Below are 12,526 nucleotides of genomic sequence, written 5' to 3' on the forward strand. Positions count from 1 at the left end.
GATAGACCCAGATGGCATAGAAAACTGGCAAGAGCATGACGCCAAGCGCCCATCCTAATTCTTGTAAACTATTTTTTTTCATTTTCGTTTCCTCCTCCAAGAGATTGAAACCAGACAAGAATTTCTTCAAAAACAGTGATATCTAAGCTGTAATAAATAAAGTTCTTCTGCTTTTCTTCTACGAGTAGACCGGCTTTCTTTAGCTGAGAGAGGTGGTAGGATACCGTCGCAGGCGTCAGCTCAAAAGCTTGGGCAATTTCCCCTGCAGACTTCGGACCATGCTTGAGCATTTCCAGAATCCCCCTCCGAACTGGGTCAGCTAGAGCTTTAAGCGTTTGACTGATCCCCATGATTAGACCTTTCTTTCAGGTAAACTTTCAAGATTTTCTTGGTCAGAAAGACTAGTGCCACTACTTCTACCAAGAGCAGAGCTTCAACTGCAAGTGGCGGAAGAAAGCCTACCTGAGCCAGAGAAGGCGCTAAGTCAATCAGGGCGTGAAGTCCCAGCGCAGCTAAAAAATACACTGGAGCCTTCTCCTTGACCGCCTTCCAAACCCAGAAGGTCAGCAAGATTTGGATAAGAATAGCCAAGATCCGCTCAAGAGCCAAAAGATAGATGCTGCCAGCACTCATGTAACGGACATTGTCAATAACTGCTTGAGGAATTTGAGCCAGCATCTGAGCATTCCCCTGAGTCACTACTTGAGCTATAACCCAAAGGTTTAAGAGACTGACAATACCAACAAACAAAGCCTCAATACCACCATGCCCCAAGCCATAGGCCACACCATCCCCAAAGGTCAGTGGACGCTTCTTTTGCAGCCAGTAAAAGATGACCCAGCGACCTGTTTCTTCAAAAATAGCTGCCGCAGCAACAGTATAAAGAACGTATAGCCAAGGATTTTCCATCCGCAAAGCAATAGTCCCATCAGCCTGAGGCTGTAAAACGATACGATGCAAGATATTTTCCAGAACCTGACTAGACAGATAAAAGCCAACTCCCCCTAAAAGGAAAACTAGCAGAGAAATGTGCTTGGTCTTTTTAAAATAAACCAAAGGAACAAGGACTGCCCCTAAAATCAGCAGCATAGCAATCAAGATATGAATGGAAATCATTGTTTTTCTCCTGAACTGTTTAGATTTTTTTCTAAATAGATTATACATCTTTCCTTTCTTTATGTCAAATCTATTTCGAATTTTTTCTAAACAACGTTCAATCTAAAAATCATCAAGCTCCACTGCAATAAAAACCAAAAATACGCCCAGATTTTTATCTAAGGCGTATTTATTAGATTAGTTCATATTAACCCGGTGCCACTCATTGATGATATAGGCAATTTGACCGACCTGATCAATACCAACTCCACTAATCTCCTCACTGGCTTCTGTGCTGCCACCTAGATAGGCTGTATAAAGTGCCACAATATAGGGCTTCTCCTCCATAACAATAGCATCAACATTGAGCGCCTCACAAACATAACCAGGCTTTTGATAGATAGTAATGTCGCGCAGATAGCGCTTATAATACTCACCTGGGAAGGATTCGCCAATATAGTAAAGGATGTCCTTGTACTTATCCTGATTTTTTGATAAATACTTAAGAACTTGAATATAGTAGTCCGTCGTGGTCTTATTATTTCTCCCGGCTGATCGTCTTAATATCAGCCTTGGACTGACCGTAGCGACTGAACATATCATAGGCCTTTTCCATCCCGTCAGCTTTAATCTATAAAACACTCCAATTTCTTGGTTGTTCTAGCAACCTTATCTTTAACTGCCTGCGACCACTTTCCTTGCATCTTGGAATCCATATCAGAAAGTGCCAAAGCTATATCTGAACGAACTTCTTCAGAGAAAGATTTTATCTTTTGCTGGAGTAATTGGCGATTCTGAGTTTGTCTCGCAATACCAGCCTGCCCTATGAACCCAACATTCCACTTTTGTAACATTTTTTCATATTGAAGAAAAGAATCATCGTATCCTCTCGTTGAATGATCTAATAAATCTGTTGTAACAATCATTGATTTCTCCTTTGCAAATGGTGCATTTGTTCTTCATTATCATCCAAATTTCGTTGATATTGACGCTTATGTTCTGAAAATTCTTCCATTAAATCTGATCGCTTTTGATTGATAAAGCATTGAACCTGCTCACTACTTTCCTGATATTCCTGACAAACCTGCCCTAATAAAATAGAATCTGGTTCAAAAACATTCAAAGCAAGGCGAAGCTGATTCATGTTTTCTTCAAACATATTACGATAAAGATAATCCGCTCTTTCTAAGTCTTCTTCTCGTCTATCATAATCCTGCTTATATTCCTTGAAATCTTCTTCGATCTTTGCACGTTGATTCCGCAAGTTGCCCATTATCTCATCAAATCCCATTGTTTAAAATCCTTTGCCAATTCTTGATCGGTATCCAGCTGTTTCTGGATACCTGAGCGTATTTTCTGAGCGATTGTTTCAAATTCTCGCTTGAGATCGTAAGCTAGTACTTTCTTTTCACGATAATGTTGAAAATCCGACACGCTAATGCTTTCTCTTGTCACACCGACAGCTGATAAAGCTGAATAGATTTCAGATTCACTCAATTTGGGACCCGCAGTATAAGCCTGGCGGACGATTAGATTCCAAAGATCTTCGGCTTCTTGAATGGCATCATCATACAGACTAATCAGCAAGTCCAATCCTTTTGTTGCAATATTTTCAATGGCGGAAGCAGTAACTAAGGCCTGCTCACTATCCAAGTATATTTGTTCGCCTCTAGAAAGTCCATCTGCTTTTAGACGGTTCCGCAACTCCACCAATGAAGCCAATTCCGTGTCTAAAGACTGCAAACTATTTTTAGCCGTCTCCAAATAATTAAGGCGCTGAGCAGTAATCACTACTCGGCCATGCTCATCAATCACTTGGCCCTGCTCATTAAACTGCCAATCGAAAATTTTATGACTGGAGCCAAAAACCCAATAGATCGTCCCAAAACCATCTCTGCCCTGTACTCCTTCCAAGTTTCCATCTTGATATTGAACGACATCATCTTGAGCATGACGATAATTTTTAAATAGATGAGTGTTGCGCTTAAGGTATTTTTTCTCATCTTCACTTAAAGTATCGTAACTAAACCAGCCATTAAAAACGGTTGTTGGAATATGGTATTTTGCGCCTAGCTTTATCATATAAGCACCTTGTGAATAGCCAGTCAGTTGTGTCACATGATAGTTTTTTCTAACTTCCTGAAGAAATTCATCTGCAACCGCTAATTGTGGTGAACTTAATTCAGGATTGATACTGGTAATCGCACCTTTCAAATCATTCACATCCGTTGGTGTCGTACCTGCAGCTACCACTGCCACACTGTTTGTATCTACCTGACCATTGACAATCGGCGCAACAGCCATACCCTGGAAACCAGTTGCAGGGTCATTTTTGACAGAAAGAATCTTAAATCTTTGACCATCAGACGTTCTATATATGTTTGTTTCTCCTGCTTTTATCTGATCATCGGATTTATCAGTTATAATATCATGCTCTTTACTTTGTGCTAAATTTGGATCAACACTATAAACAGCCTCTTCTTGATTCAGTCCATTTAATTGTTCATCTGTATAAGTATATGTCATTTTATTTCCCCTTTAGAACCATCTGAGAACACAATTAAAATTTTATAACTAGTAATCCCTTTTTGAGAATCTAAATAGTTCCACTTTTTCTCGGCTTCTTTACCACCAATTGAACCACCATAATTTGTTTTCAAATGCAAAGCATGGATTGTGCTATATTCAACCTCTTCTCCGTCATTAAAATTTAATTTCACACGGACATACCATCCACCAGGTTTATCAGAATAACTTGGATTACTAAACTGAATCTCTTTAATATCTTTATAGCTATTTTTCAGCGCTTTAGCCAAACTCATCTCATATTCACGATTGCGCTTTAGCTCTGCTTGATGATTACAATAGCTAACCACACCAAAAATCAAGAAACCAGACAACACCACACCTAAAACACTCATAAGAATTCGCTTCTTCATTGCAACCACCTCTCTTTTTTACTTTAAGCAAAAAATGAATTCTACATTCATTTTACCATACTTACTTTTTAAAGCCACATCAGGATTAACACTATAAACATACCCTTCCTGATTTAAAACATTTAACTCCTTATCAGTGTAATCATATGTCATTTAAGTATCTCCTTATCTTTAGTAGAATAGACAATTATAACTTGCGAATCAGTAGATCCTTCTTTTGAAGACAATTTTTCATAATACTTCATATGGTTTTTCCCTCCAAATATTGCATTATGATTCATTGTTTCATTCAAAGAATGTATCGTTTCATACTGTAATCTTGTTCCATCAGAAAAAGTCAATTGAACATGAACATACCATCCACCAGGCTTATCAGAATAACTTGGATCACTAAATTGAATTTCTTTAATATCTTTATAGCTATTTTTTAATGCTTTCGCTAAACTCGTCTCATATTCACGATTGCGTTTTAGTTCTGTTTGATGATTACAATAGCTAACCACACCAAAAATCAAGAAACCAGACAACAGCACACCTAAAACACTTATCAGTATTCGCTTCTTCATTGCAACCACCTCTCATTTTCACTTTAAGCAAAAAATAAATTCTATATGTTTTTACCATATTTACTTTTTCCTTAAAACAAAAATCAAATCATTCACATCCGTTGGCGTCGCACCTGCAGCTACCACTGCCACACTGTTTGTATCTATCTGACCATTAACAGTTGGAGCAACTGCCATACCCTGAAAACCAGTTGCAGGGTCATTTTTGACAGAGACAATACGGAAATCTTGATTTCCAATAGCTATTGTATTTTTCTCATCATCAGCCAACTCATTATCCTTCTTAGAAGTTATAATTTCATGCCCATTGGTCTTAGCTAAATTCGGATCAACGCTATAAACATTTTTTTCTTGATTAAACCCATTTATTTATCAGAATAATTATATATCATTTCAAAATCATCTCCTCTTTTACTGAATAGATTACTTTAATTTCACCTTCTGTATGACCAACTCTAGATCGCAAATTGGCCATATTTTCATTGTAAGTAGGTCCCCCAAATGAAGCATTATGATTACTAACATCATCTAAATAATGAGCCGCCCCATATTTTAATTTTGTTCCATCAGCAAAGGTCAACTGAACATGAACATACCATCCACCAGGCTTTTCAGAATAACTTGGATCACTAAATTGAATTTCTTTAATATCTTTATAGCTATTTTTCAATGCTTTCGCTAAACTCGTCTCATATTCACGATTGCGCTTTAGTTCTGTTTGATAATTAAAATAGCTAACCGCGCCAAAAATCAAGAAACCAGACAACACCACACCTAAAACACTCATAAGAATTCGCTTCTGCATTGCAACCACCTCTCATTTTTATTCAAATCAATTATTAAATAAATAACTTGTCTTAATTCATGTTGACTCGGTGCCACTCATTGATGATATAGGCAATTTGACCAACCTGGTCAATACCAACTCCGCTGATCTCCTCACTGGCTTCTGTGCTGCCACCTAGATAGGCTGTATAAAGTGCCACAATATAGGGCTTCTCCTCCATAACAATAGCATCAACATTGAGAGCCTCTCTAACATAGCCAGGCTTTTGATAGATGGTCAAATCATAAAGATAACGTTTGTAATATTCACCTGGGAAGGACACACCGATAAAATAAAGAATATCCTTGTATTTTTCTTGATTATTCCACAGATACTCCAGAACTTGAATATAGTAGTCCGTTGTTGTTTTATTCTCTCTGCTGATCGTCTTGACTTTAGCTTTTGACCGGCCATACCTTCCAAACATGCTGTAGGCCTTATCCATACCACCTAATCGCTCTGCTAGCGCATAAGCGGGCGTATTCTCAGAGTAAACCAAGGAATACTCCTGCATATCTGGGATAGACATGGCGCCATTGAAGGCCGCTACATAGTTATCATGTTCTCCTTTGTATTCATAGCTGGTGTTGGTAATATCAAACCGCTCTTCCAGCGATAATTTTCCTGCTGCTACCTCATCAACAACCAACATATTAAGGGGAAGTTTATAGGTAGAGCCCGCTGTCATAGGCTGGGTATCATTCATGGCATAAGTTTGCCCACTCGTCAGATCTTTATAAGAAAAAGAAATCTGAGAGGGATCGATTCCCATATCATCCATATAAGTCTGGACAACTTGTGGCAAGGTCATATTCGCATAATCGTAAGATAAGCCCAAGGCTTCCATGGTCGGAAGGTCTTGCTCCATCACCTCTTGCTTCTCTTCCATTGTCTTGCTAGAACGCGCAGTCGCCTCAGTTCTTGTCTCTTCTCCTTCTGTAGACTGTGAAGAAGCGATTGATTGACTCGCTTCTGCCATTTTTTTACCAGCTCGCTGTGGTTCCACCAAAAGACCCAAACAACAAATAAATAAGAAAACTCCACCGAACCAGCAAGCCAGATTCTTTATGTCATTTTTAATCAAAGTATTTCTCCTAATATTCCAGTATTATAAAAGATTCTCATTAAAATAACAAGTAGAAAGGTCCATTTAAGGGCATTTAAAAACGAATCATTGCGATCCGTTTTATAATTCTATTATTTAGCTGCTGCGTAGAGCTCATCCACTTTATTCCAGTTGATCACCGAGAAGAAAGCCTTGATGTAGTCAGGACGCACGTTGCGATATTTCACGTAGTAAGCATGTTCCCAAACGTCCAAGCCTAAGATTGGTGTCTTGCCTTCTGAGATTGGTGTATCTTGGTTTGCTGTTGAAGTTACTTCAAGTTTCCCTTCTTTGTTGACAACCAACCATGCCCAACCTGATCCGAAACGAGTTGTTGCTGCTGCTGTGAAGGCTGCTTGGAATTCTTCGAATGAACCAAATGTCGCATCGATTGCTGCTGCAAGTTCTGCTGATGGAGCAGTTTTTTCAGGAGTCATCAATTCCCAGAAAAGAGCGTGGTTCAAGTGTCCACCACCGTTGTTGATCACTGCTTGACGAATATCAGCTGGGATAGACTCAACATCTGCCAACAGTTTTTCTAAATCTTCACCAATTTCAGGATGTTTTTCAAGCGCTGCATTTACGTTATTCACGTAAGTTTGATGGTGCTTGTCATGGTGAAGGTGCATTGTTTCCTCATCGATGTAAGGTTCCAAAGCGTCGTATGCATAAGGTAGATCTGGTAAAATAATTGCCATTTACTTGTCCTCATTTTCTTTATTATTATACAAATCATAACGTAAAAACGCACATTTTTCAACTATTTTGCTTATAAATTTTGCTAAGTTTTTAGAAGTTTCCTGTTGCGATTTTCAGCAAGGCGAGGTCGAAAAGGTAGTCCTTGTCATAAAGGCCAGACTTGATTTGATAGTCCGTTTCAATCAAGCAGGTCAGGGTTCTTTTCAGAAAGTTGAGGCTAAGCCCGCGCGCATCCTTAAGTGCAAACTTGACTTGGAAGGGATTCATCTTGCGGCCTAGATAGTCTGATAAGTCCGACACGATTTGACTTTCAGATCGGCCATTATCCGCCAAAATCTTAACCTGAGTAAACATTCGAAACTGGCCTAACATGATGGCAATCAGCTTGATTTCATCTTCACCCTGCAAGGTTAGATCGCGCACCAAACTCCGTGCAGCATCAATTTGTTTCTGTAAAATCAGCTGAGTCAAATCAAAAATGTTGTCCTGCAAAGTTTTAGGAATGGCCTCAGTGATGTCTTCCAGACTGACTTGCCCTGACTCCTTATAAGACTTCAGAAAAACCAAGTTTTTACTGATTTCGCTAAAATGAAATCCTGATTTGATCAGCAAGTGGTCAAAAGCCTTCGGAGCAAAGTCCAGACCTTCAAGCTGTGCTTGTTTGGCAAAATACTGACGTAAGTCTGCTTCCTTAATCTCAGCCGCTTCAAAGATCTGTCCGTCGAGTTTTAGTATCTTGACTAGTCGGCGTTTGCTGTCCAACTTGCCTTCCGCAAAAATGACCAATTTGGTCGTGCTACTAGGAGCTTCCAAATACTGCTCAAAGGACTTGAGCTCTTCATCTGATAAATAGCGCTTTTTCGCTGTCGTTAGATCCGCAAAATGATCTAAAATAATAATCTTTTCATCCGCAAAAAAGGGCAGGCTGACTAAATCTAACTCCACATCTGCATAAGACGTTTCTTTCATATCAAACAACGTGACATTCAAATCCGCTGGATCGTAGTTGATCTGCTTCAGAAACTCGTCTTTTAACAGCTCAAATTGCCCCAAGTCGTCTCCCGTCAAAATCGTTAAGGTCGACAGATTTTCGGGAGTGATGTTCCTAATTTTTTCAATTGCTAACACAGTGGCACTCCCTTCTATTTTCTTGATTCTTAGTCATGTATAAATTGTAACAAAAAACAGCAGGAAAGTCTGCTGTTTTTTATCATTCTAACTAGAATATCAGAGACTAAAAGAATTGTCCCAACTGCATGATGATTGTGACCAAGAGAGTGATAAGAAAAAGAATGCCACCTAACACTGCAATCATACTAAACTCTTGCTTCTCTCTTTTCAATGGTCTTCTACGATTATCTAGCTGCTCGTTGATATGTTCCTGCAGAATTCCCTTTTTCTTTTCTGGCATGATTGTCCTCCTTTACTAAATCTGCATAAAGGAACTTGCCCTCATCGAAAGCAAGTTCTCCTCTATATGGTTAAAGAATGGCCTTGTATTGTTCCAAACTAGCTTGATTAGCAGCCTGTTTCTGTCTAGTAAGTGCTGCTTCCATCTCTGATGAGTGGGCAAGAACACTTTGAATCTTATCCACCATGCCTGAGACATTTTCTGGCGCGTAAATGTGATCATCCGCAATAAATCGACGACTATGGCAAGTGTTTTTGAAGCTGAGAATCAACATGTTGTTCTCAAAGGCTGTGCGACAAGCATTGAGGATTTCATCGCTGATATTGATATCTAGATACAAGTCACATCTCTCAAAAAGCTCTGCAACCTTTGCCGGACGAATATTTGGATAAAGCGAAACATTCGGATAACGATTGAGCCCCATCAAATGGCTGGACATTTCTGTGATGGCTCCGATATGGAAATGCACAGTTGGCAGCTGAGTCAAGAGCTGCTCTATTTGCTCAAGCTGATCGCTATTGGTCAAAATCAAGGCTTCAGGATTCATATTGTTAAGGCGCTGGTAATCATATATATAACCAATATTATGGAAATAAGCCTTTTCTTCCGGTGTCGCCAAGCTTTGAATCTTCTCATATACTTGCCGATCCTGAACGGCGATGCGGATATTGCGATGAGGCAGCTTCATAGCCGCTTTCATATTACCAGGTAACACCTCTCCGATAGGCTCTTGCCAGAAAAGAAGATCTTCTGCACGACCATTTTTAGGACGAAGAGCGTAAGCCACCAAGAAGGGCGTCGCTAGAGAATTATAAATAATACGATCTGTATCATATCCACGATACTGAAGATAAAAGACGACAAATTCTTGTTTGGATTTAAAAATATGACGTTTTCCCTCCAGTGTCAGGATAATATCGCCAGTCAGATGATTTTCCATAATGACTACGACATTGCTCTGGTCAAAATAGCGAGTATGGGTCGGACGCTGTGTCTGGTCATAGGTTATTTGTGCGAAAAGCCGTCCTTTGCGATTGTAGATATCTGCTGCTCGGACCTGCCCCTCTGTATCCAGCCATTCGACAGCCCGCACACGTCTTTCATGCGTTGGTTGGCGATAGAAAATATTGGCACGCTTCTTGCCCATGTCCAAGATTTCTCCATTCACATTGCTGGATCGGATCTCCCATAAGTGAGGTTTAGGGACAAGATTAAAATAAATCGGCCGGCCTTCTGGTGTGTCCAAGTCTCCTGTAAAATAGCTGTAAGGAGACTCAACATCTGGTGCAAGGTAGCCATCGTCTTGTACAACAACAACAGGACAATCAAGTCCTGTTGCTTTTAATGAACGTAATAAATCAAAACTTGCTTGATCGTAGCGGTCAAACAAACAAATCATAGTGGTTATGCCTTTCTTTCTGAATCCTACTTAGTTAGTATGAGCCGATCGAACCAGATCAGACCAGCGCTGGGCAATATGCTCATCAAGGTAAGGCTCAGCTACCTCGTAGGATACACGGGACAAATCTTCTTGAGAATGTTGAGTTAATAGCTGAACAATCTTTTCTGCGTACTCTGTCGTCATAGCATCTAAATCATCTGGACGAGCCTTGGGAATCAGATAGCCATTTTCCCCATCGCGGATAAAGGTTGGATTGCCATAACGAACATCAAAACCAATGATGGGGAGGCCAGACCCAACTGCTTCCAACAAAGTCAGACCAAAACCTTCGCTTGTAGATGCAGCTAGATAAACAGAATAATTCTTATAAATATCCGCCATATGATGATGCCCCATCAGTCGAATATAATCTTCTGCCTGCAGATCCGCAATCAACTTCCGCAGCATAGCTTCCTCACCGCCTTTACCGTAGATATCAAAAGTGATTTCCGGTAATTGCTCATGCGCCTTCACTACAGAGTGAATCAGCCAATCAATATGCTTTTCACTGGCTAAACGAGAAGCCGTCATCAAAGCAAAAGGCTTCCGTGGGCCTTCTGGTCGACGCAGCTTATCCAAGCTGCCCACAGGAATGGTTAAAATCTCTTTCGGTTTGATGTCGGTATATTGAGCAAACTGCTCTCTCAGAAGCTCTGTTTGAGCATCCGTCGAGTTGATGATGTAGTCTACTTCTTCTGCATATTCAAATTGATACTCGTAGTAATTATTCCACAAGATATACTCTTTTTCTGCTGGATTTTCACTGAAGTGGTCCGCATGAACGATGACAGCTAGTTTGGCAGCCCCCTTATTGGCGAAGATTGGCTGGCCAATATCTGTCTCCCGGTCTAAAATCAGTAAATCCTTATCTGTCAGCTTCAAGCTTCTCATGAAATGAGCAACAAACTCCTGCTTAGAGTAGAAAACCTGATCTGGAAAACGATAAACTTGCGTTTCCGGCTTACCGTCTACTTCATCGATAATCTCTTCGTAAGCCACACTACCATCTTCATTGAGCCAAGTCCGTTGGTAGAGACGAGCCCGACCATCTACAGGACTATAGTATTCAATAAAGTTTTTGGTATAAGTATAATATTCTTTCTGAATGAGACAGCCACGCGAAACAATCTCTGCCCGCTCAATCAGTTCATTATCCATATCGCAAGCATAGCACGTTACGAAATCATTATCTCCAAACATGATCCGAAAGGTCTTGTTCTCAGGATTACGGACGATTTCTAGAGGTTCTCTATTGAAACTAGCTAAAACATGTGCTAGAGTGTAGGTCGTTGGAGCAATCTTAACATCTGTAAAATACTGATAGAGCCAAATGACCTCAGAGTCTTCAAAGCCGATATTCTTCGTTAAATGTTCAATATTATCGGCTGAAATAAAATCCATAAAGATGAATTTTGCCTCTAAGCCCACACTGCGAAGTAATTTTGCACGATAAATTTGTGCATACTCTACTCCGCTGCTTGCCCAACCAATTCCTAGGTTGATGTTATAAATTGTCATAAACCATGTTCCTCTTACAAAAGATTATCTTTTTTAATTCTTGAAAGGCGTTTGATGATTTTTCCTTTCTTCTTTTTCTCTTTTTCTTTATCTTCGTCTTTTGACTTTTTGACAGGAGAAGTGAAGTAAGTAACGGGGACAGAGCTATCTGTACCTGTCTTAGCAAATGTTTGCTCGATATTAACAACTTCTTTTTGTGGAGCAGAGATTTCTACTGGGACTTCTTCCTCACCAAAAACATTGGATTCATTTACTTCTTCTTCGTGCGCTTCAAGAGAAGCTTCATCAAATAAACTTTCAGCTTCAACTTGCTCATTTGAAGCCTCGTCTTCTTCCAAAGGCGTATCAAACAAACGCGTAGCTTCATCTTCCTCTAAAGGAGTATCAAATATGCTTGCAAATTCGTCGTCTTCCGAAGCTTCCTCGATTAGACTTGCGATGTCAATTTGACCCTCTAAAGTTTCTTCGTCTAGAATCTGACCAATTTGACTAAGAAGCTCTTTAATTTTTTCCTTTTGCGCCTTATAGAGCTGTTCCGTTTCAAGACGTTTTTTCGTCAATTCATCGATCTCTTCAAGGATAGACGATCTTACTTGTAAGAAGTCTTTCTGAGCTTTTTCTAGAACCTCTTGAGCCTCTTTTTCTGCCTTTTCATGTGCTTCAATAATCAGCGATTTAGCATAAACGACGGCTTCACCGATTTCTCTTTCTTGGTTCTTTAAAGCATCCATTTTTTTATGTAAAGATTCAATTTTCTCATTCTTTTTACGAATTTCACTATCAAATCCTTCTTCTAACGATTCAATGTATTCTTCAACTTCCTTGGCACGATAGTTACCAAATAGGGTCTTTTTAAGTCTCATTCTGCTCCCTCTATTCTTCATTTATTCTAATTATATACTATCTTATCAATTGTAGCATAAAAT

17 protein-coding genes and 1 pseudogene are annotated in these 12,526 nt (G+C 39.7%); all 18 read right to left on the reverse strand.

The window, feature by feature from the left end; translation table 11 throughout:
- Window positions 1-68: 68 nt before the first annotated feature.
- Entirely contained in the window at window positions 69-350 is a 282-nt protein-coding gene (locus Q0191_RS08525; protein WP_297665615.1) for an autorepressor SdpR family transcription factor, read from the reverse strand.
- A complete protein-coding gene (locus Q0191_RS08530; RefSeq protein ID WP_297665617.1) occupies window positions 328-1,116 on the reverse strand; it encodes a YhfC family intramembrane metalloprotease in 789 nt (262 codons plus the stop codon). Before Q0191_RS08530 ends, Q0191_RS08525 begins: the two co-directional genes overlap by 23 nt.
- A 177-nt stretch (window positions 1,117-1,293) precedes the next feature.
- Window positions 1,294-1,714, reverse strand: a pseudogene (locus Q0191_RS08535) (D-alanyl-D-alanine carboxypeptidase); the annotation flags it as partial.
- 7 nt (window positions 1,715-1,721) lie between these two features.
- Window positions 1,722-2,021: a hypothetical protein gene (locus tag Q0191_RS08540; RefSeq protein ID WP_297665619.1), complete on the reverse strand. Its 300-nt coding sequence runs from the start codon at window positions 2,019-2,021 to the stop codon at window positions 1,722-1,724.
- Window positions 2,018-2,386 (reverse strand): hypothetical protein, encoded by a 369-nt coding sequence (locus Q0191_RS08545; protein ID WP_297665621.1) that lies wholly within the window; start codon window positions 2,384-2,386, stop codon window positions 2,018-2,020. Before Q0191_RS08545 ends, Q0191_RS08540 begins: the two co-directional genes overlap by 4 nt.
- Window positions 2,368-3,621, reverse strand: coding sequence for a hypothetical protein (locus Q0191_RS08550; protein WP_297665623.1), 1,254 nt, complete (start codon window positions 3,619-3,621; stop codon window positions 2,368-2,370). The genes Q0191_RS08545 and Q0191_RS08550 overlap by 19 nt, the downstream gene beginning before the upstream one ends.
- Window positions 3,618-4,034: a hypothetical protein gene (locus Q0191_RS08555; protein WP_297665625.1), complete on the reverse strand. Its 417-nt coding sequence runs from the start codon at window positions 4,032-4,034 to the stop codon at window positions 3,618-3,620. Before Q0191_RS08555 ends, Q0191_RS08550 begins: the two co-directional genes overlap by 4 nt.
- An 18-nt stretch (window positions 4,035-4,052) precedes the next feature.
- A complete protein-coding gene (locus tag Q0191_RS08560) occupies window positions 4,053-4,187 on the reverse strand; it encodes a hypothetical protein (protein WP_297665627.1) in 135 nt (44 codons plus the stop codon).
- The gene (locus Q0191_RS08565) at window positions 4,184-4,600 is read right to left on the reverse strand and encodes a hypothetical protein (protein ID WP_297665629.1); all 417 of its coding nucleotides are present in this window, start codon (window positions 4,598-4,600) and stop codon (window positions 4,184-4,186) included. Before Q0191_RS08565 ends, Q0191_RS08560 begins: the two co-directional genes overlap by 4 nt.
- Window positions 4,601-4,660: 60 nt before the next feature.
- Window positions 4,661-4,870, reverse strand: coding sequence for a hypothetical protein (locus Q0191_RS08570; RefSeq protein ID WP_297665631.1), 210 nt, complete (start codon window positions 4,868-4,870; stop codon window positions 4,661-4,663).
- Between the two features lie 118 nt (window positions 4,871-4,988).
- Entirely contained in the window at window positions 4,989-5,405 is a 417-nt protein-coding gene (locus Q0191_RS08575; protein WP_297665633.1) for a hypothetical protein, read from the reverse strand.
- 52 nt (window positions 5,406-5,457) lie between these two features.
- A complete protein-coding gene (locus Q0191_RS08580) occupies window positions 5,458-6,510 on the reverse strand; it encodes a serine hydrolase (protein WP_297665635.1) in 1,053 nt (350 codons plus the stop codon).
- A gap of 113 nt (window positions 6,511-6,623) precedes the next feature.
- The gene (sodA, locus tag Q0191_RS08585) at window positions 6,624-7,229 is read right to left on the reverse strand and encodes a superoxide dismutase SodA (protein ID WP_062005403.1); all 606 of its coding nucleotides are present in this window, start codon (window positions 7,227-7,229) and stop codon (window positions 6,624-6,626) included.
- A gap of 91 nt (window positions 7,230-7,320) precedes the next feature.
- Window positions 7,321-8,358, reverse strand: coding sequence for a DNA polymerase III subunit delta (gene holA, locus Q0191_RS08590; protein WP_297665639.1), 1,038 nt, complete (start codon window positions 8,356-8,358; stop codon window positions 7,321-7,323).
- Window positions 8,359-8,464: 106 nt separating this feature from the next.
- Window positions 8,465-8,641 (reverse strand): hypothetical protein, encoded by a 177-nt coding sequence (locus Q0191_RS08595; RefSeq protein WP_061422521.1) that lies wholly within the window; start codon window positions 8,639-8,641, stop codon window positions 8,465-8,467.
- Between the two features lie 70 nt (window positions 8,642-8,711).
- A complete protein-coding gene (gtfB, locus tag Q0191_RS08600; RefSeq protein ID WP_297665644.1) occupies window positions 8,712-10,040 on the reverse strand; it encodes an accessory Sec system glycosylation chaperone GtfB in 1,329 nt (442 codons plus the stop codon).
- Window positions 10,041-10,070: 30 nt separating this feature from the next.
- The gene (gene gtfA, locus Q0191_RS08605) at window positions 10,071-11,600 is read right to left on the reverse strand and encodes an accessory Sec system glycosyltransferase GtfA (protein WP_297665646.1); all 1,530 of its coding nucleotides are present in this window, start codon (window positions 11,598-11,600) and stop codon (window positions 10,071-10,073) included.
- Window positions 11,601-11,614: 14 nt separating this feature from the next.
- Window positions 11,615-12,463, reverse strand: coding sequence for a hypothetical protein (locus Q0191_RS08610; RefSeq protein WP_297665648.1), 849 nt, complete (start codon window positions 12,461-12,463; stop codon window positions 11,615-11,617).
- Window positions 12,464-12,526: the final 63 nt, after the last annotated feature.

This window comes from uncultured Streptococcus sp. (genome assembly GCF_938036805.1).
Taxonomy (GTDB): Bacteria; Bacillota; Bacilli; order Lactobacillales; family Streptococcaceae; genus Streptococcus.

What these genes read in the sequence shown, in the direction of transcription:
- gtfB (WP_297665644.1), bottom strand. Translation starts at nt 10,040, where the DNA reads ATGATTTGTTTGTTTGACCGCTACGATCAAGCAAGTTTTGATTTATTA.
- Q0191_RS08565 (WP_297665629.1), bottom strand. Translation starts at nt 4,600, where the DNA reads ATGAAGAAGCGAATACTGATAAGTGTTTTAGGTGTGCTGTTGTCTGGT.
- Q0191_RS08550 (WP_297665623.1), bottom strand. Translation starts at nt 3,621, where the DNA reads ATGACATATACTTATACAGATGAACAATTAAATGGACTGAATCAAGAA.
- Q0191_RS08575 (WP_297665633.1), bottom strand. Translation starts at nt 5,405, where the DNA reads ATGCAGAAGCGAATTCTTATGAGTGTTTTAGGTGTGGTGTTGTCTGGT.
- sodA (WP_062005403.1), bottom strand. Translation starts at nt 7,229, where the DNA reads ATGGCAATTATTTTACCAGATCTACCTTATGCATACGACGCTTTGGAA.
- Q0191_RS08610 (WP_297665648.1), bottom strand. Translation starts at nt 12,463, where the DNA reads ATGAGACTTAAAAAGACCCTATTTGGTAACTATCGTGCCAAGGAAGTT.
- Q0191_RS08530 (WP_297665617.1), bottom strand. Translation starts at nt 1,116, where the DNA reads ATGATTTCCATTCATATCTTGATTGCTATGCTGCTGATTTTAGGGGCA.
- Q0191_RS08555 (WP_297665625.1), bottom strand. Translation starts at nt 4,034, where the DNA reads ATGAAGAAGCGAATTCTTATGAGTGTTTTAGGTGTGGTGTTGTCTGGT.
- Q0191_RS08595 (WP_061422521.1), bottom strand. Translation starts at nt 8,641, where the DNA reads ATGCCAGAAAAGAAAAAGGGAATTCTGCAGGAACATATCAACGAGCAG.
- Q0191_RS08560 (WP_297665627.1), bottom strand. Translation starts at nt 4,187, where the DNA reads ATGACATATGATTACACTGATAAGGAGTTAAATGTTTTAAATCAGGAA.
- gtfA (WP_297665646.1), bottom strand. Translation starts at nt 11,600, where the DNA reads ATGACAATTTATAACATCAACCTAGGAATTGGTTGGGCAAGCAGCGGA.
- Q0191_RS08545 (WP_297665621.1), bottom strand. Translation starts at nt 2,386, where the DNA reads ATGGGATTTGATGAGATAATGGGCAACTTGCGGAATCAACGTGCAAAG.
- Q0191_RS08525 (WP_297665615.1), bottom strand. Translation starts at nt 350, where the DNA reads ATGGGGATCAGTCAAACGCTTAAAGCTCTAGCTGACCCAGTTCGGAGG.
- Q0191_RS08540 (WP_297665619.1), bottom strand. Translation starts at nt 2,021, where the DNA reads ATGATTGTTACAACAGATTTATTAGATCATTCAACGAGAGGATACGAT.